The sequence below is a fragment of the Nocardia cyriacigeorgica genome (assembly GCF_010858045.1).
Classification (GTDB): Bacteria; Actinomycetota; Actinomycetes; order Mycobacteriales; family Mycobacteriaceae; genus Nocardia; species Nocardia cyriacigeorgica_E.
This window is the reverse complement of record NZ_JAAGVC010000027.1, coordinates 20635-44314: the sequence shown is the minus strand read 5'-3', so window position 1 is coordinate 44314 and position 23680 is coordinate 20635. Positions and strand designations below refer to the sequence as shown.

Sequence of the window (23680 nt, the reverse complement as noted above, 5' to 3'; positions counted from 1 at the left end):
TCCCCGATCGAGTCCTGGGCCCAGCACGGGTCCGGCCGGTAGCCTGACGGGGAATCTCCATCCGGTGCGTGGCACGAACGTGAGGAGAATCGCCCATGGCACAGCCTGGCTCACAAGGCAATCCCGCCGCCGAGGACACCTCGGCCGACAATGTCGGTGGTCGCGGCGGCCGGTCGGTGGCGCCGAGCCCGTATCGACTCACCGACGCCCCCGGCCCACTCGACGCCGACGAACTCGCGGCCGTGGACGCCTGGTGGCGGGCGGCGAACTATCTGTCGGTGGGCCAGATCTATCTGATGGCCAACCCGCTGCTGCGCGAACCGCTGCGCGCCGAGCACATCAAACCCCGGCTGCTCGGCCATTTCGGCACGGTGCCCGGACTGAATCTGGTGTGGGTGCATGCCAATCGGGCCATCCTGGCCCGCGATCTCGACGCGGTGTTCGTCGCCGGTCCCGGTCACGGCGGCCCGGGGCCGAACGCCTGCGCGTGGCTGGAGGGCACCTATTCCGAGCTGTACAGCCACGTCCCGCGCGATGTCGATGGCATGCGCGCGCTGTTCGCGCAGTTCTCTTTCCCCGGCGGGGTGCCGAGCCACTGCGCGCCGGAGACGCCCGGTTCCTTCCACGAGGGTGGTGAGCTCGGATACTCGCTGCTGCACGCCTTCGGCGCCGCGCTGGATCACCCGGACCTCACCGTGTTCTGCGTGGTCGGCGACGGCGAGGCCGAGACGGGGCCGTTGGCGGGCAGCTGGCATGCCGACAAGTTCCTCAACCCCGCCCGCGACGGCGCGGTGCTGCCGATTCTGGCGCTCAACGAATACAAGATCGCCAATCCGACGATTCTGGCCCGGATCCCCGAGCCCGAGTTGATCTCGCTGATGCGTGGGTACGGCTACGAGCCGCTGGTGGTGTCCGGCCGCGATCCCGCACGGGTGCATCAGGCCATGGCGCAGGCGATGGACACCGCGCTGGAGCGGATCGCGCAGATCCAGCGGGCCGCGCGCGGCGACGGTGACGGTTCCCGCCCGCATTGGCCGATGATCGTATTGCGCACCCCCAAGGGCTGGACCTGTCCCCCGGTGGTGGACGGCGAACCCGTGGAGGGCACGTTCCGCGCACATCAGGTCCCGCTGCCCGCGGCCCGCACCGACGACGCCCACCAGCGGGTGCTCGAAGAGTGGTTGCGGTCGTATCGGCCCTCGGAGCTGTTCGACGAGTCCGGGGCTCCCGTCTCGGAGTTGATGGATCTCGTCCCCGCCGGTGATCGGCGGATGAGTGCGAACCCGGTGAGCAATGGCGGCGCGCAGGTGCGCGATCTGCGGTTGCCGGATTGGCGCGATTTCGGCGTCGAGGTGCCCGCGCCCGGCGCGACCCAGCACGAGGCCACCCGGGTACTCGGCGGCTGGCTGCGCGAGGTGACCGCACACAACCCGGACAACTTCCTGACCTTCGCGCCGGATGAGCTGGCCAGCAACCGTTTACAGGACATCCTCGAGGTCACCGGACGCAACTGGCAGGCCGAGATCGACGAGTTCGACGTCGGGCTCGACCGGCGGGGCAGGGTGATCGAGGTGCTGTCCGAGCACATGTGCCAGGGGCTGCTCGAAGGCTATCTGCTCACCGGCAGGCACGGCGTGTTCACCTGCTACGAGGCCTTCGTGCACATCGTCGACGCCATGTTCAATCAGCACGCCAAATGGCTCGACGCGAGCGCGGCGGTGCCGTGGCGGCGCCCGATCCCGAGCCTGAATTATCTGCTGTCGTCGCATGTCTGGCGGCAGGACCACAACGGCTTCACCCATCAGGACCCGGGTTTTCTCGATGTGGTGCTGAACAAGAAGCCCGAGATCGTGCGGGTGTACCTGCCGCCGGACGCCAACACACTGCTGTCCACGTTCGACCATTGCCTGCGTTCGCGCCATTACGTGAACGTGGTGGTGGCGGGCAAACAGCCACAGGCCGATTGGCTTTCGGTCGAGGCAGCGGCGCTGCATTGCGCGCGCGGGATCGGTATCTGGGAGTGGGCGGGTAACAACGACGAACTCGGCGCCGCCCCGGATGTGGTGCTGGCCTGTGCCGGTGACGTGCCGACCCTCGAGACGCTGGCCGCCGCGGCCATCCTGCGCGAGCACCTGCCGCATCTGCGGGTGCGGGTGATCAATGTGGTGGATCTGATGCGGCTGTTGCCCAGCACCGAACATCCGCACGGGCTTCCCGATTCCGAATTCGACACCCTGTTCACCCGCGATCGCCCGGTGATCTTCGCCTTCCACGGCTACCCGTGGCTCATCCATCGGCTCACCTACCGGCGCACGAACCACTCGGGCCTGCACGTGCGCGGATACAAGGAGCGCGGAACCACCACCACCCCGTTCGACATGGTGATGCTCAACGATATGGATCGCTATCACCTGGTCATCGACGTGATCGACCGGGTGCCGGGGCTGCGCGAGAAGGCCGGCGGCCTGCGCCAGCAGCTGCAGGACGCACGGCTGCGGGCCCGGGCCTGGACCCGAGAGCACGGGGAGGACATTCCCGCGGTGGCGCAGTGGACGTGGCCCGACGGCTCAGATCATTGCCCGACGTAATGAAACGAGTTACATTCGGTAGCAAGGTCGCTTGCAACTGCTAGCAAGCAGCAAGCGGCCGGGGCGTTTCGCAGACAAAGGAGTCTGATCATGCCGGCTACCGGGACCGATGGCGCGTGGGCCGAGGAGTCCGTCCCACCCCTCTCGCAGATGCTCATCGACGACCGCTTCGTGCCGGTGGCCATGAAGTTCTTCGCGATGGTCCGTCGTCGCCGCCACGGTGGCGCGGCGCTCGCGGTCTACCTGGACGGCGAGCCGGTGCTCGACATCTGGAGCGGCTGGGCCGCACCGGGCCGGCGCTGGCGCGGCGACACCATGGCGCTGGCCTACTCCACCGGCAAGGGCGTCGCCGCGACGGTGGCGCACCGGCTGATCGAACGCGGCCTGCTCGCGCTGGACGAACCGGTCGCCACCTACTGGCCCGAGTTCGCCGCCAACGGCAAGGGCACCATCACCGTCCGCGAGGTGCTCAACCATCGCGCCGGCCTGCAACGCACCCGCGGACTCCTCGACGATCCCGACGGCATGCTCGACCACGACACCCTGGCCGCCGCGCTCGCCGCCGCGGCACCCGATCCGCTGCGGCTGCGCGCCTCCGGCTATCACGGGCTGACGTTCGGCACGCTCGTGGCCGAGATCGCCCAGCGTGCGACCGGCTTGCCGTTCCCCCAGCTGGTGCGCACCGAACTGGCCGAGCCGCTGGGGCAGGACGACCTCTGGTTCGGCGTACCCGACCACCATCGGGCGCGCATCGCACCGCTGTCGCCGCGCCTGCACATCGCCCGCGTTCCACTCGATCGGCTGACCGGTCTGACCGGATCGCTGCGGCCGCTGACCTCGCTGCGCGAAGTGATCTACGACGGCTGGGCCGAGATGAGCCAGACCGAGCGCCCCTACACGGCGATGATGCCCGGCTGGAACGGCGTGTTCACCGCGCGCGCACTGGCCGCGATGTACGGCGCGATCGCCAATGACGGACGCGTCGGCCATCGGCGGCTGCTGAAGCCCGAAACCACCAGGATGATCGCGAGGATGCCCGCCAACAGCCGCTTCGACTATGTGCTCGGCGCCCCGCCGCACCATGCGCTCGGCTATCACCGCGGCATCGTCGGGGCCACCCTGACCAGGCACGCCCTCGGCCACTACGGCATCGGCGGCTCCGGTGCGATGGCGATGCCCGGTCTGGGGCTGTCGATCGCCTTCGTCACCAACCAACTGGGCAATCACGCCATGTCGCTGGGTGATGGACGGCTGCCGATGCTCGCGGCCGCGGCGGTGCGGTCCGCGCGGTCCGCGCGTTCGGCGCATGGTGGCGGCCCGGCGGAACTGACTGCTGCCGCGAGCTGAGCCGACGGCCCGCCGGAGCGAACGGCCTCAGCGCGAGAGCGAACGGCCTCAGCGCTCGCCTTTGAGCTTGCGCCAGCCGCCAGCGCGGTTGTTGGCGATGATCTGCCGGAACATGGCCAGCAGCGCGGGCGCGTTCAGCGTTTCGCCCTCATGGATCGCGACGGTGCGGGCGGTCTTGTTGTCGTGCCCGCCGGTGATGATGCCCTCCGGGTCGGGGACGATCGCGCCGTCATAGAGGAAAACATTCACATGCGATCGTGCCGCTAGAAGCGCGCAGATATTGCCGTCGAGCACGAAATACGGCTGGACGGTCCGCGTGATCGTCTCCTGCACCTGCGGGTCGGCCGCGTGCACGAGATCGCGCACCTCCCGGCAGATCTGCTGCTGCCAGGCGGGCAGCGCGTCGATGTAGTCATCCACGCGCGGATCGACTCGGTAGGTCACCTCTCGATCACACCACGCACAGCACAGTCCGGTCAGCACTTCCCAGCCCCGGGAATAGCGGTACTGCAATCAGCGTCACATCGACTATCGTACCGTTATATAACGACACATTGATTGGGTCAGGCAGCGCCGAGGCCCAGCCGCCGACCCGATGCGGGCACTGGCACAACGAACGGAGCAGACCATGAGCAGCACTTTCCACCGGGGCACGGTCCGCAAGATCCTGGCCACCACCGCCCTCGCCGGCGCGCTGGCCCTCGTACCCGCCGCGGTGGCGCCGCAGATCGCGGCCGCGATGCCCGCGGGCGCGGACGCCAAGGCTTCCAGCCAGCGCGGCGACAGCCACAGCAGCCGTGGCAGCGACAGCCACGGGCACGGCCACGGGCGTGGTTACGGTCAAAGCCGCGGATACGGCCAGGGACGCGGTTACGGCTCGCACAACCACGGCGGACTGCGCAACTCCTCCAGCCACACCGAGTCCGACAACAAGCCCGGCTACAGCAGCCGTTGCCACGGCGAGTGCGGCCCGGACTAAATCCCGCAGGCACCGCCGACCACGATGATCGAATCAGCGCCCGCGCGTCCGCCGCGGGCGCTGCGGTCGTTGTTCGGCCTCCGCACGCACCCGTTCGGCCAGCTCGGGCGGCACGTGGGCGGCAATATCGTTGCGGGAGGAGATCATCAGCTTCTGCCGAATACCCGCCACCTGCGCGTCGACGGTGCGGACCGAACTGCGCCGCCGGCCGGCGATCGCGCTGTTGGGCCAGCCGGCCGCAGCGAGGATGGCGACATCACGTTCGGCCCGCGACAGGGCGTCCCACAGGCGCGAGCGCGGCGGGGCCGGGTGCTCCCCCGGTCCGTCTTCGCGCCACTGGCCTTCGCCGAATGCGGCCGCCGACGCCTCCATGGCCAGCCGCAATTCGGCAGCGACCAGGGGCAGCGCCGCGACCGCCACGCCCATCGTCCGGTCGAATTCCTCGAAACTTCCCACCATGCGGGCGATCTCGGTGGCCATCGCGACCGCTGCGCGCCGCTCGCGTTCGGCCTGCAGCAGCCGGGTCTTGGCGATGATGCGCGCGGCGACCGCCCAGGTGGCGGTCCAGCTGTCGCTGGTGCGCCGCAGATCCGCGGGCAGCGCGTCGATCAGTTCCAGCGCTTCCCGCGCGCGACCGTGTTTCGCCAGCGCGACCGATCGCGTGATCTGCGCCCACGCCTTGGTCAGATTCGAGCCGGAGCTCATCGAACGCTCCAGATAGCGCGCGGAACTGTGCAACGCCGCGGCCCGGGAACCGAGCGCAGCGCGGCACAGGGCCAGGAACATATCGCTGCCCTCCTCGCCTGCGTGATCGCCGGCCTCCGCGTATTTGCGGCGGGCCCGATCCAGCACGCTGACGGCTCGCGGGTCGCGACGGACGAGCATCAGCTCGAGACCCCACGTCCATTCGACGGGAGCGGGCAGGCCGGTATCGATGCCGATGGTCTCGCGCCACGGCACGCCGGTCACCGCATCGGTGCGGCACAACGTCACGCATTCGTCGAGCAGCCGGGCCGCGTATTCGTTGCGGCCCTGCCAGATGGCATTCCACGCCAGCATCGCCGACGCGCGAATGCGATGCCTGACGCCCGCCGGCGAGGACGTCTGCGCCGCCTCGAGCGCCCGCTCGGTCAGCCGGGTGACCGCCCATCCCCCGCATCGGATCGACGGGATCCAGGTGGCGAGCAGGACGGCGGCCATCTCCAAGGCGACGACGGCGGTCTCCGGATCATCGAGTCCGGTGTCGATGGCCAGCAGGATGTTGTCCCAGGCCGTGCGCACCCACTGCACCCAGGCCCACTCGCGCGGCCCGAACCAGTCATCGGCCCCGACCACCACTCGATCGCGGTAGTAGCAGCGGTGCCGATCCGCCATGCGGATCGCCTCGGCCGGATCCCGGCGCTGCAGGCGATCCCGTGCGAACACCCGCACGCTCTCCACCAGGTACCACCGCACCGATTCGGCGGTCTGGTGGGTCGATAGCAGGGAGCGTTCCGCCAGCCGTTCCAGCAGATACTCCACGGTGCCGGGCGAGAGCCGATGATCGGCGCACACCGCGACGGCGTCGGCGAGCTCGATACCGTTGCGCACCGCGTCCGCGCCGTCGGTCTCGTATCCGGCCGCGAACACCGACAGTCGTTCCAGCAGCAGCTTTTCCTCTGGCCCGCACAGGTCGTAGGACCACGCGATGACGTCGTACACGCCGCGATGGCGGTGCTCGTTGCCCACCCGCACACCGTGTGACCAGCGCATGCGCTTGTCGTCGAGATCGCCGGTGAGTTCGGCCAGCACCATGGCCGGCGGCTGATGACGTAGCCGGGCCGCGGCCAGCCGGACGAACAGCGGGCTGTGATCGACGTGGCGGCAGATCTGTTCGGCGATCTCGATCTGCTCCGGATCGTCGGGAATCGGGCGTCCGGTGCGTTCGGCGCGCTGCCGCAACAGGGCAAGCGACTGGCCGGGGGCCAGCGGCGGCACGGTGAGGATGTATTCGTCGATCCAGCCGATCGGTTCCCGGCTGGTGGCGAGAATTGTCAGCGCGGGCGCGGTGGCCAGCAGTTTCGTGATCACCCGGCCGACGCTGCGGAGCACGTGCTCGCAGTTGTCCAGCACCAGGATTCGCCGCTCGTCGGAGGCCGTGGCGTCGGTGAAGGTGCTCATCAGCAGATCCCACTCCGACGGATCGGCGCCGTCGGTGCGCATCACCGAGCGCACCACGTCTTCGTCGGCGAGCCGGTCGTCGCGTTCGACCTCGGCCAGCCTGGCCCAATACACCGGTTGACGCTGATCGTGCGGTATGCGACGCAGGGCTTCGGCCGCGAGCCGGGTCTTGCCGATTCCGCCGGGCCCGACCAGGCTGATCAACCGCGCGTCACCGGCCAGCAGGGCATCCAGCCGGGCCAACTCGGCCGTCCGCCCGACGAATTCGCTCACCCCGAGGTACTCGTGAGCGGATTCGGAGAGCACTCCGTCGGACACCGGTAACACGACCATATGGACGTAAATTAGCCGATGGACCGGGCGCCGGAAGAAAATTTCGCCGGAGGATGCCGCTACGGGGCCACTGTCACGCCGACCGCCTACCGTGTTCAGCTCGTCGCGCGGCTCGCATGCTGATAGTGCATGCCGACCACGGCGCTGTCGAAGGTCATCACGTCGACCAGTTGCAGCCCGGCGGCTTCGGGACCGGTGTGGAACAACCGAACTCCGCCGCCGAGCAACATCGGATGGACGAACAACCGGTATTCGTCGACCAGATCGTGCCGGATGAAGGTGGATGCGGTCTCCGCGCCGCCGAACAGCACCATGTCGCAGTCCGGCCGGTCGCGCAGTGCCGCCACCTGCTCGACCATGTCGTCGCCGATCACGCTGGTGTTCCACGGCGCGGTGCGCAGGGTGCGGGAGAAGACGATCTTCGGCTTCTGCTTCCAGCAGCGGGCGAAATCCAGGTAGAACGGCGAGATCCCCGGCGCCGCATCGGCGGTCGGCCAGAACGAGGCCATGATCTCGTAGGTTTTGCGGCCGTAGAGGAACAGGTCGGCGCGGCGCAACTGGTCCAGAGACGATTCGCACAGCTCCTCGTCCACGACCGGCCAGTGGACCTCGTCATCCGGCCCTTCGGCGAAGCCGTCGAGCGAAATCTGCATCCATAACGTCACGCTTCCCATTCCAGGCAACCCTCACTGTCCCTAGCTGTGCGACAGTGCGCATTGTTGCTCCGGGCCGCGGCGGCGCGCATCGGTAGGCGCGCGACTATCTACCTAGGTAGAAACGGTGCCGGCCGTGCGCGCGCTATGCCTACGCGGACTACCGCAGGCCGGCACTGCCGCTGGGCAGCGACAGCCCGAACGGCAGGCCGGGAATGTGCGGCGCCGGCTGTGCGGGTCCGCCGTCGAACAGGTCCGTATCGCAGTGCGCGCCCTGCTGCCACGGTGCGCAGGGCGGATCGGCGTCGTCGTGCGATTGCGGTGTGGGTGTGTTCGGGAAGAAGGGGCTGAGCGGATAGCCCGGGTCGGGGAACGGCCAGCGGTCGTTGTGCCAGCCGTCGTTGGGGTCGTGCGGGTGGATGGGATCGGCGGGCGCCGGTTGACCGAGGTCAGGCGTGTCCGGGCGGTCGGGGGGCGAGGGCAGTTGCGGGGCCTCACCGCCGGGGAGGGTGCCGATCCCGGAGTCCCCGCCCAGGTCGGGAAGACCGGGCAGGCCCGGATCGGGTGTACTGCCGCCGAATCCGCCGCCGGCACCTCCGTCGCCCAGACCGCCACCGAAGCCACCATCACCGCCGATGCCGCCGTCACCGAAGCCGCTTCCGGCTCCGCTGTCGCTGGTGACGCCGCCGTCACCGAGTCCACCGCCGATACCTCCATCACCGAGGCCACCGCCGGTACCACTGTCGGTGCTGATCCCGCTGTCGGTGCTGATCCCGCTGTCGGTCGTGGTCCCGCTATCGGTCGTGGTCCCGCTATCGGTCGTGGTCCCACTATCGGCCGTGGTCCCACTATCGGCCGTGGTCCCGCTATCGGTGATCTCACCGGCGAACCCGGTGTCACTGACGAATTCGACCCCCGCACCGGCTACCCCTGCCGGCCCCGAGCCCACTGCGGATGCCGGCGCCACCGCGGAGGCGGGTGCCGCGGCCAAGCTCGCGACGGCCGCGGGGGTGAGTGCGAGTGCCGCCGCGATGGCGGCGCCCGCCAGCCATGTCGGCGTCCGCCGGGTTCCTGTGAACGCTCGCATCGCCATCACTCCGTTCCTCGCTGATCGGGATCTGGCCTGACGGACAGCCCCATCGTTGTCGCCACTCAATGTACCGTTAGTTGGCGGCGCATTAGATTGCGGGGAATTATCAGGGGTGGGAAATCAGCAGGTGGAAGCAGGGGTCAGCACCGCCGGGCGGCACTACAGCTCGGCGAGTTCGGTGTCCTCGTCGAAATAGCGTGCGACGAACCGGTTCACCAGCTCCCCCGTCACTTGCCCGGGGACAACCTTGGCGACGTCGAGGCTCTCGGTGAGTTCCGCCCGATCCGCGGCGGACCGCTCGGACCGCTGGTACTCCTGCCAGACCGTGCGGTGGAACAGTTCGACGAAGCGGCGCGCGACACGATCGGCGTCGGTACGCAGTTTCTCCAGCTCGGCCAGCATGTCGTCGACCGGAATCCCGGCCGCCTCCATCTGTTCGAGGACGCGGATGAGTGTGCGGTCGGCCGGACGATAGGTGCTGGCGTCGACGGGTTCGTACAGGCCGGCCGCGACGACACGCGCCAGGCCGTTGGGCACCGCGCTGTAGCGCTCGGCCAGTTCGGTCGCCGCGATGATGTCCTCGGTCGCGGCGCTCGCCGCGGGTTCGGCCGAGCTTTCGCTCACGCCGAGCACGTCGCCGAGATCGTCACCGCGATCCCACGCCGCGAGCAGCTCCTTGATGCCGTTGAGTTTGATGCCACGATCGAGCAGCCGGCTGATGGTGCGGACCCGGTTCAGGTGCTCGGCGCCGTAGAACCCGGTGCGGCCCTTGACCCGAGGCGGTGGCAGCACCCCGCGCTCGTGGTAGACCCGCAGGCTGCGCACCGTGGTGCCGGCCTCGCGAGCAAGCTCGTCGATCGTGTACTCCACACGCCCAGCCATACCTCAAGGAAACCACATCCGGGCGTGTCGCAGCGGGCGTGCGCGGGCGCGGCGCGTCCGCTCAGGCGCCCTGATGACCCCAGGGCCTGCGGCGCGACGCCGCCCTGCGCTCGTCTTCGGACATGCCGCCCCAGATGCCGTACGGCTCGCTGACGGCGAGCGCGTAGTTGCGGCATTGGGCCAGGACCGGGCAGCTGTCGCAGATCTGTTTGGCCCGCCGTACCCGGGCGGCGCGGGCCCGGCCCCGTTCACCGTCCGGGTGGAAGAACACCGCCGATTCCACCCCGCGGCAGGATCCGCGCAGTTGCCACTCCCAGGCGTATGCGGCCGGGATGGTGCGCTCGATCACGGTGGACATACCTGGACTCCTCATGGTGCGAGTTCGTGCCGGTGTCAGCCTAAATTCTCCCCAGATGTGGGAACCGTCACTCGAATGCCGCCCGGTGGCCTTCCCGCCCATGGCAATTCGAGTGGCCGGGCGTGCGATAACGCGCGCCTATTCTTCGGATATGACCGATTCGCCGGGGCTTCGGATCAGTGTCGCCGAGCGCGAACGCGCCCTGCGTGAGCTCACCCATCATCTGGGAACCGGCAGGCTGAGCCTGGACGAGTTCGAGATCCGCAGCGCCGCCGTGGCCGCGGCCGATCGGCCCGAACAGCTGGCCGAGCTGTTCACCGATCTGCCCGGCGCCGTGCCGGATTCCACTCCGCTCGGCCCGCCGCCGAGCCCGCTACCCGCGGTCGGCGCGGGCACGGTCGTCGTGCTCGGTGTGGTGCTCGCGCTGGTATTCGGTAGCTGGTGGTGGTTGCTGCTGCCGATCGCGGCGGCCGCCGCCGCGGCGGTGATCCTGCGACGTCTACCGCGCGCGAAGGGCTGACCGCCACCGTTCACCACCGGCTGTGCGGCCGCACCTGATTGGCGAGATCGACCAGCCGGTATCGGTGCAACCGATCGGGTGCGGTCCGCGCCAGAGCACGCAGACAGGTTTCCAGCCCGCGCGCCAAACCCGGTTCGGTGAACGGGAATCCCAGCAGTGTCGGCCCCTGGGTCGGCGCCGCATGGCCGGCGCGCAACCATGCCAGCGCCGCGCCCACCACGATGACCTGCAATTGCAGGGTGCGCGGCTCTTCGGGCAGGGCCTCGAGCCGCTCGGCGGCCTCGCGCAGATCCTCGGCGATGATCTCGCCCACCGGGCGTGACACCAGCAGCAGGCATCCGGTCATCCGCGCCACAGCGTGGTGCCGCGATGCGACAGGCACCTGGTCGAGCACGCCGACGGCTTCGAGCAGTTCACCATCGGCGGCCAGCCGGCGAGCCAACCCGAACGCGGCACTCACCACGCCGTGGTTGGTGCGCCACACCATCCGGTGATACTCGGTGGCGGCGCTGTGCCAGCGATCGGCGTGCTCGGGCTCCTCGAGATGCTGCAACACCAACTCGGCGGCGGCGGCCAACGCCAGCGCGGGCGCGATCTCCCCCGGCAACTCGGTATGCACCTCGTCGAAGCAGGCGTAGGCCTGCTCGTACCTGCCGTCGAGCAGATCGGCGATGCCGGAATACCACTGGATGCGCCAATCCCTGCCGAAGCGCGGTCGCAGTTCGGCGAGCCGGGAGCGAGCCGGACCCACCTCCCCCAGATCCAGGTGGGCGCGCACCGCCGTCAGCGGGCCCTCCAGGTCGAACGATTCGGGCGCCTCGATCGTGCCTGCGCTGATCCGTTCGGTGGTGCGTTCGAGCACGTCGAGGATGTGGCGCGGATCGCCGTGCAGCAGCGTGGCCAGCAGCTCGGCGCTGGGATCTTCGCTGTCGATGAGCGGAATGGGCAGCGCCGCGACGACGCTGGCCGCGTCCACCGCGGGCATCCGGTGCATGCCGTCGACCATGCCGTCGGTCTGGCCGATGAGCGTGTCGATTCCGAAATCACCGCGCATCGAACCGAATTCGGTGGAGGCCTGCGGATGCTCCAGACCGGTGTCGGCGGCCAGCACCATCCGCAGCACGCCCGCGAGCTGGCAATACATGGTGTAGGCGGACGGAAAACGGCGCAGCGGGTCCGGGTCGGTCGCGCGCAGCAGCAACCGGTGCAGGAACGGATAGCGACGCAGGATCGGCTGCTGCTCTGGTGCGGGCATGCCGGGCAGATAGTGGCCTTCGGAGTCGGTGGGCAGATCGAACAGCAGTGCCGCCAGCGTCCGGCCCACCGCGTAGATGTCGGATTCCACCGTCGGCCCGGTCTGCAGGATCTCCGGGGCCTGATAGCCGGGTGTGCCGTAGATACTGCCGTAGGACTCCATCGCGGCCACCGCACCGAGGTCGATGAGCTTGACCTCGTCGTCGCCGACCATGATGTTGTCGGGCTTGAGGTCGTTGTAGGCCAGGCCGATGGAATGCAGATAGTCCAGCGCGGGCAATACTTCCATCAGGTAGGCGATGGCTTCGGCGACCGGTATCCGTTCGGGCGCGCCCCGGTCGAGCATCGACTTGAGCGAATGCCCGCCCACGTACTCCATCACGATGTAGCCGTCGGCCACCTCGCGCGCGGACTTGTGCTTGACGAAGTTGAAGATCTTCACCACGCCCGGGTACGCCACCTCGGACAGGAACTGCCGTTCGGCGAGCGCGACGACGTGCGCTTCGAAGTCGAGTGGATTCTGCAGGCCCTTGAGCACTACCCAGCGATCGCTGACATTGCGGTCGATGGCCAGGTAGATCCAGCCGAGTCCGCCGTGCGCGAGGCAGCCTTGCACCTCGTACTGGTCGGCAACGAGTTCGCCGGGACTCAGCGCGGGCCGGAAATTGAACGGGGAACGACATCGACGGCATTCGCCCGAGACCGGGCCGGGCCCGTCGGTGGTCGCGCGCCCGACCGGATCCTGGCAGTTCCAGCAGAAGCGTTTGTGCTCGGGAACTTCCGGGTTCTCCAGCACCGCGGAGAGCGGGTCGGTCTCGGTGACCCGCGGTACCACGACGAGGCCGGCGCCGAGACGGCGCACGCTCGGCCGCGACGGTGTGTTGCGGCCCGAACCCGACTCCAGCTCGTCGAGTTCGGCCAGATCGAAATCGTCGAGTCCGGCCGGCTCGGTGCTGTCGCCGGCAGCGGCGCCGGTGCCCGACAGCGGCGGCGAAACCCGCTGGGATAGTTCGGCTTTACTGAGTCTTCGGGTGGACCAGTGCGGAGCGAGGCGGTGCGGCACCTCCATTCCGCGCATGCGCCGATCGGCCCATGCGGGCAGGCGTTGCTGGTCGGATGTGCTGGGCTGTTCCGGCATATGAACCCCTCGAACCCGTTGAACCGAGGCCTTATTCTGGTGCGCCGCACGACCATCGCGCGTCGGCACTGTTCCCGGATCTGGGAACACCGCTGCCCCGGATTATGCGTCCGGGGCAGCGGCGATACTCAGTGTTCGTCGGGCTTTTCCAGGATGACCACCGCTTCGCGGGCATCCTTGCGCGGTGGGCGCTCGGCCACCACCGGGAACTGGCCGGTGTGCCCACCGCGGATCTGGGCGAGCTGCAGTACCTTTCCGCGGGCCAGGAACCAGCCGCCGACCAGCGCCGGGATCATGATGGCGCCCATCGCGATCACCGCGCCGCGCTGTACCTCGTCGTCACTGAAGGCCATCAACACGACCACGCCGACCAGGAACATCAGGGTCGCGATGCTGGTGTAGGGCGCGCCGATGAGGCGGAAGGACGGACGCTCCACCTTGCCCTGCTTCGACCAGCGCCACAGCTGCAACTGGCACAGCACAATCGCGGCCCAGGCGAAGATGGTGCCGAGTGCCGACACGTTGATCACGATCTCGAAGGCCTTCTCCGGCACCATCGCGTTCAGGCCGACGCCGAACAGCGCGATCGCGCCGGTGGCCAGGATGCCGACGTACGGCACACCGGACTTCGACATCCGGGCGGCGATGGTGGGCGCGCTGCCGTTCATCGACATCGAGCGCAGAATGCGGCCGGTGGAGTACAGCCCGGCATTGAGGCTGGAGAACGCCGCGGTGAGCACGACCAGGTTCATCACCGAACCGGCACCGTCGATGCCGAGCTTGGCGAAGAAGGTGACGAACGGGCTCTCACCGGACTTGTAGGCGGTGTAGGGCAGCAGCAGCGCGAGCAGCACCAGCGAACCGACGTAGAACAGCGCGATCCGGGCGATGACGGAGTTGATGGCGCGCGGCATCACCTTCTCCGGGTTCTCCGTCTCACCGGCGGCCGTGCCGACCAGTTCCACCGCGGCGTAGGCGAACACGACACCCGTGGTGACCAGCACCAGCGACAACACACCCGTCGGGAACAGCCCGCCATTGTCGGTGATCAGGCTCGGGCCCGTGGTCTGGCCCTTGATGTCGAACCGGCCCGCGAGGAACACCGTGCCGACGATCAGGAAGGTGACGAGTGCGACCACCTTGATCAGCGCGGCCCAGAACTCCAATTCACCGAACCACTTCACCGACACCATATTGATCGCGACCACCAGGACCAGGGCGATCAGCGCGATCGTCCATTGTGGTATCGCCTCGAACGCTCCCCAGTAATGGACATAGGTGGCGATGGCGGTGATGTCTACGATCCCGGTCATGCACCAGTGGAAGAAGTACATCCACCCGACCGCGAAGGCGAGCTTCTCGCCGTAGAACTCGCGGGCATACGAGACGAACGACCCGGAGGACGGGCGATGCAGGACCAGCTCACCAAGGGCCCGCAGGATGAAGAACACGAACACGCCACAGATGGCGTAGACGATGAACAGGCCGGGTCCGGCGCTGGCCAGCCGGCTGCCCGCACCGAGGAACAGCCCGGTGCCGATGGCGCCACCGATGGCGATCATCTGCAGCTGACGTGGGCGCAGCGACTTGTGGTAGCCGGCGTCCTCGGCGTGCAGCGCGTCGACCGACGTCGCCGGCGCGCCCGGCTCGGGCAGTGCGGCCGCAGCCGGCGCCGAGGTAGGTCGAACAGTGGTCATGGTGATGGCCTTTCCTGTGGCGGCGATCATATCTATGGGTAATGTACCGTCAGACAGCGGCACGTTCAATAGGTATCTACCCGCTGTAACACACTGGAAACCAAGAACTTTCAGAAATCGCCGCGCCGGACCGCATAATCCCTGGTCATAGCCGAACGATCGTGCCGATACCAAGCGGTACGTTATTTGTTGTCACTCGCGGATGGAGCGTCCATGGCTTGGTTCGATCGGGAGTTCATCGCGGTGCCGGACACCGCGGCGGGTCAACTCGTCTACAAGTGGCCCGATGTCAATATCCGCCGTTACAGCCGTGCCATCGTCAACGCCGATCAGACCGCGCTGTTCGTCAAGTCCGGTCAGGTGGTCGCCAGCATGGGGCCGGGCCGCCATCGCGTCGACGCCGACGAATTGCCCGTGCTCGGTGCACTGGTCGACACCCTGTCCGGCGGGAACTTCTACCGGGCGGAGCTGTATTTCGTCTCCACTCGCGAGTTCCCCGGCCTCAAGTTCGGCGGCCGGCTCGCCGATATCGTCGATCCGATCAGCGAGCAGGTGGTGACACTGCGCGTCTTCGGTGAATTCGCGCTGGCCGTGCGCGATCCCGGGCAGTTGATCACCGGCCTCGCCGGCACCGCCGATCTCGCCGATCCGGTCGCACTGAACTCCTGGTGTGCGGATCTGCTGCTGAAATCGATGAAGATCGCGGTGACGCAGGGCGTTTCGCGCGGCGAATGGCCGGTGCTCGGCCTGTCGGCGCACCTGCTGCCGATCGAGACCGCGGTGCTGCGGCAGACCAACATCACCCTCTACGAATACGGCCTGCGCATCGTGCGGATGGGCAACTTCGACATCACCCTCGCCCCCGAGGACGCCGACCGTCTCAAGCGGCTGGCCAAGGACGTCACCTACATCAAGCTGGCCGGCGATTTCCGCCAGTACGCAGCCGGTGAGCTGGCCTTGGGCGCGAGCCAGGGGTTCGCGCACGGCGGTGGCTCGGACACCGGATTCCTCGGCGCAGCCCTTGGTTTGAATGCGATCAACCAGCACACACCACCGCCCGCGCCGATGCCGCAGCCGATGCCGCCCGCTCCCCCACCGGCCGCACCAGCCGCATTGCCCGCCCCGGCCGCGCCGGCACACCAGACCTGCCCGGCCTGCACCGCGGACAATCCGTCGGCCGCCCGCTTCTGTATGCACTGCGGCCAACGGCTGACGACCGAACCACGCCATTGCACGAACTGCGGCGCCGAACTCAGCACCACCGCCAAATTCTGTGGCGACTGTGGCACACCGGCCGGCCCCTGACCACGAGCCTCCGCGCGCCTGACGACGGCGGGGCCGGTGACCACCAGTCACCGGCCCCGCCGTCGAACCAGACCGAACTCAGCTCGCAGCGCCGGCCGTCACCACACTCGACTCCCCACCGGCACTGACCATTCCGCGCACTTGACGCGCTGCGACGGACAGGGTCGCCAGGTCGTACGTCCCGGAGTCGAAGATCTCGCCGAGGGCCGCTGCTGCGCGGGCGAGGCGGGAGCGGTTGGTGGACTCCCAGTATTCGATCTTCTCGGCGACGGTGTCGTCGGGTTCGGTCGCGGTGGATACGTCGAGGGTGAGCAGCCGCAGCGATTCGTAGAGGTCGTCGCGCACGGCCAGGCGGGCCAGGGTGGGCCAGCGGTCGCCGTGTTCGAGGTTGCCGACGGCGGTGAGGAGCCGCTCGATGTCGAGATGCTCGTTGAGGGCGAAGTAGAGCACCGCGACCTCGTCGGCGTCGCGTTCGGCGATATCGGCGATATCGAGCACGTCCAGCAGCGGGAACAGGTGGATCAGGCGGAACACCTCGGTGGCCAGCTCCGGAGGGGCGCCGAGGGCGACCGCGCGCTGCGAACGAGCGGTCAGGTCGTCGGCGAGGTAGCCGGGCAGCCAGTCCGAGACCCGGCCGGCCAGCGCGGTCACGCCGTCGCGGTAGCGGGCGATGTCGGCGCCGATGGCGATGGGTTGCGGCCGGTTCAGCAGCAGCCAGCGCGAAGCCCGTTCCAGGGTGCGGCCGGTTTCCAATTCCAGCGCGTCGCGCGCGGCGGACGGGATGGGCGCGGTGCGGATGCGCTGCCAGACCTGCCGCAGGCCGAAGATCTCGACCGCGGCGGAGAAGGCGCGCACGGCGTCGTCGGTGGTGGCGCCCACCTCCTCGGCCAGCCGGAAGGCGTAGGTGATGCCGCCGTAATCGACCAGATCGTTGACGACCATGGTGGCCACGATCTCGCGGCGCAGCGGATGTTTGCGGATGGCCGCGTCGAAGCGGGTCCGCAGCGGGGTCGGGAAGTAGTCGGGCAGCATCGCCGCGAACGCCGCACTGTCGGGCAGGTCGCCTGCCAGCACATCCGCCTTCAGCGAGAGCTTCACATGGGCCACCACATTCGCCAGTTCCGGTGAGGTGAGACCGGCGCCCTCGTCGGCCCGGCGGGCCAGCTCGGCGTCGCTGGGCAGTGCTTCGAGCCTGCGGTCGACGCCGCGGCGGGTCTCGAGTTCGGTGAGCAACCGGCGGTGCACTGCATTGCGGGCCGCGGCCTCGGCCCGGCACAGGCCCATCCGGAAGTTCTGCGAGATATTGTCGCGCAGCACCAGTTCGGCGACTTCGTCGGTCATCGCGGCCAGCAGTTCGTTGCGTTCGCTCGCCTCCAGGTCACCGCCGGAGACCACCGCGTCGAGCAGGACCTTGATATTGACCTCATGGTCGGAGCAGTCCACGCCCGCGGAGTTGTCGAGCGCGTCGGTGTTCATCCGGCCGCCGTTACGGCAGAACTCGATCCGTCCGAGCGCGGTCGCTCCGAGATTGCCGCCCTCACCGATCACCTTGGTGCGCAGCTGATTCGCGTCCACTCGGACGGCGTCATTGGATTTGTCGCCCGCGTCGGCGTGAGATTCGGTGCTGGCCTTGATGTAGGTGCCGATGCCACCGTTCCACAGCAGATCCACCGGCGCTTGCAGGATGGCGCGAATCATCTCCGGCGGTGACATCGTGGTCACTCCCGCAGGCAGGCCGAGGGCCGCACGCACCTGCGCCGAGACCGGAACGGCCTTGGCGGAGCGGTCGTACACTCCGCCGCCTTCGCTGATCAGCGACGTGTCGTAATCGGCCCACGACGACCGCGGCAACTCGAACATCCGCCGCCGCTCGGCAAACGACGACACCGCATCCGGATTCGGATCCAAGAAAATATGCCGATGATCGAACGCCGCCACCAGGCGAATGTGCTCCGACAACAACATGCCGTTACCGAACACATCACCGGACATATCACCGATACCCACCACCGTGAAATCCTCGGCCTGCGTATCGATCCCCATCTCCTGGAAATGCCGCTTCACACTCTCCCACGCACCCCGGGCGGTAATACCCATGGCCTTGTGGTCGTAGCCGACGGAGCCGCCGGAGGCGAAGGCGTCGCCCAGCCAGAAGCCGTAGCTCTTGGCGACGTCGTTGGCGATATCGGAGAAGGTCGCGGTGCCCTTGTCCGCGGCCACCACCAGATAGGTGTCATCGGCGTCGCGCCGCACCACGCGGGCGGGCGGCAGCACGTCACCGCTGGTGTGATCGACGTTGTCGGTGAGATCGAGCAAACCGGAGATGAAGGTGCGGTAGCAGGCCACACCCTCGGCCATCATCGCCTGCCGATCCGCGCCCGCATCCCCGGTGGCCGCAGGCGGCTGCTTCACCACGAAACCACCCTTGGCACCCACCGGCACGATCACCGCATTCTTCACCGCCTGCGCCTTCACCAAACCCAAAATCTCGGTCCGGAAATCCTCCAACCGATCCGACCACCGCAAACCACCACGCGCCACCGCACCGAACCGCAGATGCACACCCTCTACCCGCGGCGAATACACGAAAATCTCGAAACGCGGCCGCGGCTGCGGCAATTCGGCGATGGCCTGCGGATCGAACTTGAACGACAGGTAGCCGGCCGGCTCACCGTGCTCGTCGCGGCGGAAGTAGTTGGTGCGCAGGGTCGCGGTGATCAGCTCGAGCACGGCGCGCAGAATGCGGTCGGTATCCAGGCTCACCACCGCATCGATCTCCGTGCGCAACCGCTGTGCGATCGCCTCGACCCGGCTCGCGGACTCCTCGCCGGCCGCATCGGGATCGAAATAGGCGTCGAACAGTTCGATGAACGCCGCCGCCAGTGCCGGATGGGCCAGCAGCACCCTGGTGATATTGCCGAAGGTGTAGGCGAATCCGGCCTGCTGCAAGTACTTGGCGTAGGCGCGTAGCACTGCGATCTGGCGCCAATGCATTCCGGCACGAAGCACCAGCTCATTGAGACCGTCGACCTCGGCGTCGCCGAACCACATCGCGGCGAAGGCGGCCGGGAACCGCTGCCGGATACCGGCGGCCTGCTCGGCGGCGGGATCGAGCAGATCGGCTCCCATATCGGGGTCGAGCGAATCGCGCAGCAACGCCGCGGGCACCCGGAGCGCGAAATCGTAGATCCAGCGCAGGGGGCCGTCCTGGCGCGCGATCCGGTAGGGCCGCTCGTCGACCACTTCCACGCCGAGGCTGTGCAGCACCGGCAGCACCCGGCTCAGCGACACACCCGCACCGGCGACGTAGAGGGTGAACCGCCACTCCCCCGCCGGCGCGTCGGCGAGCCGGTAGAGCGCGGTATCGATCTCGCCCTCGCCGAGGCGCTCCAGCCTGCGCAGATCCGTCAGCGCGCGATCGGCGCCGAATTCCTGCTGATAGCTCGCCGGGAACGCGGTGGCGTAGTCGGTGGCGACCGCACGGGAAATGCCCGCGACGCCTGCGGCGGCCGCGACCACGCGGTCCGACCAGGTGCGCGTGGTGGCGAACAGAATGTCCTGCACGCGTTCGCGATTGGCCTCCGACAGATCCGCTGCCGTACCCGGCGCCCGGTGCACCGTGAAGTAGACGACCGCCAGCTCGGACTCGGTGACGCGCGCCGAATAACTGATCTGGTCGCCGCCGAACTCCGCGAGCAGGATGTCCTGCATCCGTAGCCGGACCTCGGTGGAGTACCGGTCACGCGGCATGTAGACCAGGCAGTAGATCGCGCCGCTGCGCCCGTCCTGGCGCAGGAACAGCCGGATCTGGCGGCGCAGACCCAGATTCATGACCGCCGAAACGGTGTCGAAGAGCCTGCGCGCGTCGGTGGAGAACAACTCGACCCGCGGGAAGGTCTGCATCACCTCGAGCATGGCCTGACCAGAGAACGAATTCAGTTCGAACCCGGCCCATTCGATGACCTGATGCACCCGCCGCGAGATCACCGGGATATCGAGGATGTTCTCGTGCAGCCCGGTCACGGTGAAGGTGCCGACGAACACGTGCTCGCCCTTGACCGCCGCGACCGTGTCGCCGGAGGCACCCGCGCCACCCGGATCGGTGGTGGCGTATTCGGCGACGCTGATGAAGTACAGATCCGGCGAACCCGGGATCAACGAGTCGACCGTGCCATTGGTCAGCCGCAGCACCGGGCGCTTGGCGCCGAGCACCGGCACCGGGATCTCGGCGCCGGAGCCGTCGCGCAGCACACCGAGCCCGGTCCCCGGCACCGGCCACATGCCGAATTCGGCGTCGGGGGTGGGGCTGGTGCGGCGCATCCGGTAATCGCTGTAGCCGAGAACGGTGAAATGGCCGTCGGCCAGCCAGCGCAGCAGCCGCGCGCATTCGGAGATCTCGGCGTCGTCGGACCATTCGGCGGTGCGATCGAGCCGATCGGCCAGCGTGGTCATCGAGGCGACCATGGCCGGTGTGTCGTCGGTGACCGAACGCAGATCGCTGAGGACCTGCGGCAGCGCCTGTTCGATGCGGTCGAGGGTTTCCGCGCTCACCGCGGGATCGAGCTGGACGTGGATCCACGATTCGGGATAGCTGTGGGCGTCGGTGTAGTCGCGGCGGGCGCCGTCGCCGTCGCGCGGGGCGATCGCGCGCAGCTCGCCGGCTGCGTCACGGGTGACATCGAAGACCGGGTGCACGACCTCGGCGACGGTGGCGCCGAGCCGGTGCAGCGCCGAGGTGACCGACTCGACCAGCAGCGGCATATCGTCGTTGACGATCTGAATGGCCAGGCCGAGCCCGCACTCGTCGTCGGCGCGGTAGACCCGGGTGGAGACGGTCCCCGGCGCGCGCCGCGCGGCCAGCTCGAGGTGGTGGCGCAAGATGTGCCCGGCGCGGTCGGTGATGGTCAGGGCGGTCGAATCCGGGCGGATCCAGCGGAAGTAGGCCGGTTCCAGCTCGGTCGGATCACCCCTGAACTGTGTCGCATCCATCGCGTTCTGTGTGGTTGTCACCGTTGACCTGCGCCTTCCGCCATCGTCGGGTGGGGTTACCGAACAAGAGTAATACGTTGTTCAACGTACCGCTATCTAACGGTACATTAACTGAGGGTTTATAGCTCGTGGTTTGCGCGAATCGCGATCACTGCAGCAAACCCGCGCGCGACAGGAACTCCCGCGCGCCGGCCGAACCGGCGAACGTGCCGGTGTCGAGCAGCAATCCGGTGCTCGGGTTCGCGTACTGCACGGCAGCCGAAGCGCTCAGCGCCGCGAACACCGCACCGTCGGCCAACACCGTCGATCCGGCCGAACGCCATTGACCCACAGTGTCGTTCAACCGCGTCCGAGGCACCAGCCGAGCGTGAAAGATCAGATCCCGCCCGGAGGTGATCGACCCGGACAACATCGGATGCCGTGCGCCGATCACACACCGCTCCACCGGCACACCCGATTCCGCCATCGGCTGACATGACGCGGCCGCGCGCAGCGGAGCGGGCAGCACCATGGCCGCGGACCCCATCGCCGTGCCCTCCGGCGGCGGGATCGACACCGAACATGATCGGGCGAGCAGGAATCCGAGCACGAGCAACACCACGATCGCGGCGCCCACCGCCTGCCACTGCCAGCGCGGATGCGGCGCATGGGCCACCGCGTGTTCCACGGCCTCGGCATCTTTGCGTACCGCTGCCGCGTCGTCGCGGACGATCTCGCCGACCCTGCGCAGCGTGGTTCCGATCAATGCCCGTGTGCTCGGCTCCGGTGCCGCCGACGGCTGCGGCGGGGCTGACGCGGTGGGCACGCCGGGCGCGGCCAACGGTGCACCGCAGTTGGTGCAGGTGGCGTGCCCGCCGCTGTCGCGGTGCGAGCAGTACTGACAGATCACTGCGGACACGGTGGCACTCTCACCGCCCGGTGATGACGATGGAGGAGATCGCGGTGGTGTTCACCGATGACGCACCACTGGATTCGAGGACGGTCAGCACGATCTCCGAGGCCTGCACCGGAGGTTCGATCCTGGTCTCCACCAGCGTGCGCTGATCGAGGGTTTCCTGGGTGTAGACGGTGTCGTCCTTGTCGTCGAATTGATACGAAACGCGGCTCACGGTGCGGAATTTCGCCCACTGATCCACACCGTCGGTGCCCACGTGGTCCCACCCGGGCACGATCGCGATCGATTCGATCTCGTAGGTCTTGCCGAGGTCGATGCGGATGATCTGCCCATCGACCTGATAGGCGCGCGCACACGACCACGCCTTGCCCGGCTCACCGGAGAAGGCGTCCATGGCATCGGTGCCACCCGGCGGGCACTGCGACTTCGCCGACTCGGGCACGATGACGCTGCCCGGCGCCGGACCGGGCGGCGGGGCCGCGGGGGCGCTGGTCGGCGCCTCGGTGAGCACCTGCAGTTGCTCGGACTTGGTCTCCTCACCACCGGTGACGACCAGGATGAAGACCAGCAGCACCGCGAGGGCGGCGGCCACCCCGAGCGCAACCTTCGGTTTCCGCAGCTGCGTCACCAGATCGCGGGCGTACTGATCGGCGCCGCCGCGACGACCTGCCGTATCGGGCGGTCGCTGCGCGGGAGCGGAGGTCTCGGTACGCGGCGGCTCGTCGGCGGCGGCCTCCCGGAGCCGGGAGGCGGGCACACCCGCGAATTCCGACCCCAGCGACGAATGCGACCCGGAATCCGGCGACTGACCGCTCAGCAGCGCATTGATGCGCTCACTCGCGCTGGTCTCGCGCCTACGTGGCGCGGCCCCCGCCGAACCGGCTGCCGCCGCGGACGCAGCGATCGCGGCCATGAGTTCTGGGTCGGGGGTGTTGCTGCTGGGTGCCGCGGCCGATGCCGGACGGTCGGCGACCGCACCGCCGCCGGATGATCCGAGCGCGGGATCGGACAGCAGGGCATCCAGCACCGCGCCGCGGTTACGAAGGAAGACATCTCCCGGGTCCTCGGCGGGCATGCTCGGATGGTATCCCGGGTTCGCGCCCGGCGAGCCGACGCTATTCCCGGCACCGAGAACAGCGTGGCCGGACCGCGCTACTTGTCGGCGGTGACGAAATATTCAGGCGGAACGTCGAATACGCGGGCCAGCGCGATGATCAGATCGAGCCGCGGAATCGCCTGGCCGTGGATGAGCCGGTACAGCCCCGACTGGGACACCGGCACATCCGGGTAGGCGAGTTCGAGGTGCTGCGCGAGCGAGTACAACGTCAGCGATCGCGTGGAGCCGTCGTCGGTGGAAACCACCGACTCGGCGATCAGCTCCGAGAGTTTGCTGGAAAATATCGCCGCCGCGGACTGTCTCGGAGTGAGTTCGTCCGCGTCGTCGGGTTGAGGGGAGGATTCGACATCCGACCGGGAGTCCGCTGCCACGATC

General features: G+C 68.3%; 17 protein-coding genes. 5 read left to right on the top strand and 12 right to left on the bottom strand.

What is annotated here, in order from left to right:
* Positions 1-95 precede the first annotated feature (95 nt).
* Both GV790_RS20575 and GV790_RS20570 read left to right on the top strand, forming a co-directional pair.
* Positions 96-2588: a phosphoketolase family protein gene (locus tag GV790_RS20575; RefSeq protein ID WP_178128166.1), complete on the top strand. Its 2493-nt coding sequence runs from the start codon at positions 96-98 to the stop codon at positions 2586-2588.
* A 90-nt stretch (positions 2589-2678) separates the two neighbouring features.
* Positions 2679-3935, top strand: coding sequence for a serine hydrolase domain-containing protein (locus GV790_RS20570; protein WP_163814996.1), 1257 nt, complete (start codon positions 2679-2681; stop codon positions 3933-3935).
* Positions 3936-3983: 48 nt separating this feature from the next.
* Here the strand turns inward: GV790_RS20570 and GV790_RS20565 are convergent, their stop codons facing one another.
* A complete protein-coding gene (locus tag GV790_RS20565) occupies positions 3984-4379 on the bottom strand; it encodes a DUF1801 domain-containing protein (protein WP_163814994.1) in 396 nt (131 codons plus the stop codon).
* 184 nt (positions 4380-4563) lie between these two features.
* Between GV790_RS20565 and GV790_RS20560 the strand changes: the two genes are divergently transcribed.
* Complete coding sequence (locus tag GV790_RS20560) at positions 4564-4914, top strand: hypothetical protein (RefSeq protein WP_163814992.1); 351 nt, start codon at positions 4564-4566, stop codon at positions 4912-4914.
* 33 nt (positions 4915-4947) lie between these two features.
* On the opposite strand, the gene GV790_RS20555 is transcribed toward GV790_RS20560, so the two are convergent.
* The 5 genes from GV790_RS20555 to GV790_RS20535 form a co-directional block, all read right to left on the bottom strand.
* Positions 4948-7407, bottom strand: a complete 2460-nt coding sequence (locus GV790_RS20555; RefSeq protein ID WP_218586446.1) for an ATP-binding protein — start codon at positions 7405-7407, stop codon at positions 4948-4950.
* 95 nt (positions 7408-7502) lie between these two features.
* Entirely contained in the window at positions 7503-8072 is a 570-nt protein-coding gene (locus GV790_RS20550) for a dihydrofolate reductase family protein (RefSeq protein ID WP_280210720.1), read from the bottom strand.
* A 148-nt stretch (positions 8073-8220) separates the two neighbouring features.
* A complete protein-coding gene (locus GV790_RS20545) occupies positions 8221-9153 on the bottom strand; it encodes a hypothetical protein (protein ID WP_163814988.1) in 933 nt (310 codons plus the stop codon).
* 156 nt (positions 9154-9309) lie between these two features.
* A complete protein-coding gene (locus GV790_RS20540; protein WP_175585961.1) occupies positions 9310-10032 on the bottom strand; it encodes a MerR family transcriptional regulator in 723 nt (240 codons plus the stop codon).
* 61 nt (positions 10033-10093) lie between these two features.
* Positions 10094-10390 (bottom strand): WhiB family transcriptional regulator, encoded by a 297-nt coding sequence (locus GV790_RS20535; RefSeq protein WP_163814986.1) that lies wholly within the window; start codon positions 10388-10390, stop codon positions 10094-10096.
* 151 nt (positions 10391-10541) lie between these two features.
* On the opposite strand from GV790_RS20535, the gene GV790_RS20530 reads away from it, so the two are divergent.
* Complete coding sequence (locus GV790_RS20530; RefSeq protein WP_163814984.1) at positions 10542-10910, top strand: DUF1707 SHOCT-like domain-containing protein; 369 nt, start codon at positions 10542-10544, stop codon at positions 10908-10910.
* 10 nt (positions 10911-10920) lie between these two features.
* On the opposite strand, the gene GV790_RS20525 is transcribed toward GV790_RS20530, so the two are convergent.
* Together GV790_RS20525 and GV790_RS20520 are read right to left on the bottom strand one after the other, a co-directional pair.
* Positions 10921-13302 carry a serine/threonine-protein kinase gene (locus GV790_RS20525; protein WP_163814982.1) on the bottom strand — a complete coding sequence of 794 codons (2382 nt, stop codon included), beginning with the start codon at positions 13300-13302 and terminating at the stop codon, positions 10921-10923.
* Positions 13303-13430: 128 nt separating this feature from the next.
* Positions 13431-14999 (bottom strand): amino acid permease, encoded by a 1569-nt coding sequence (locus GV790_RS20520; RefSeq protein WP_175585960.1) that lies wholly within the window; start codon positions 14997-14999, stop codon positions 13431-13433.
* 213 nt (positions 15000-15212) lie between these two features.
* Between GV790_RS20520 and GV790_RS20515 the strand changes: the two genes are divergently transcribed.
* Positions 15213-16304, top strand: coding sequence for an SPFH domain-containing protein (locus GV790_RS20515; RefSeq protein WP_163814981.1), 1092 nt, complete (start codon positions 15213-15215; stop codon positions 16302-16304).
* A gap of 78 nt (positions 16305-16382) precedes the next feature.
* Here GV790_RS20515 and GV790_RS20510 read toward each other — a convergent pair whose 3' ends face one another.
* The 4 genes from GV790_RS20510 to GV790_RS20495 all read right to left on the bottom strand — a co-directional run bounded on the left by GV790_RS20510 (position 16383) and on the right by GV790_RS20495 (position 23676).
* Positions 16383-21293 (bottom strand): NAD-glutamate dehydrogenase, encoded by a 4911-nt coding sequence (locus GV790_RS20510; RefSeq protein WP_163814979.1) that lies wholly within the window; start codon positions 21291-21293, stop codon positions 16383-16385.
* Between the two features lie 148 nt (positions 21294-21441).
* Complete coding sequence (locus GV790_RS20505) at positions 21442-22191, bottom strand: hypothetical protein (RefSeq protein WP_163814977.1); 750 nt, start codon at positions 22189-22191, stop codon at positions 21442-21444.
* 10 nt (positions 22192-22201) lie between these two features.
* A complete protein-coding gene (locus tag GV790_RS20500) occupies positions 22202-23263 on the bottom strand; it encodes a discoidin domain-containing protein (RefSeq protein ID WP_163814975.1) in 1062 nt (353 codons plus the stop codon).
* Between the two features lie 77 nt (positions 23264-23340).
* Positions 23341-23676 (bottom strand): helix-turn-helix domain-containing protein, encoded by a 336-nt coding sequence (locus GV790_RS20495; protein ID WP_232052348.1) that lies wholly within the window; start codon positions 23674-23676, stop codon positions 23341-23343.
* Positions 23677-23680 lie beyond the last annotated feature (4 nt).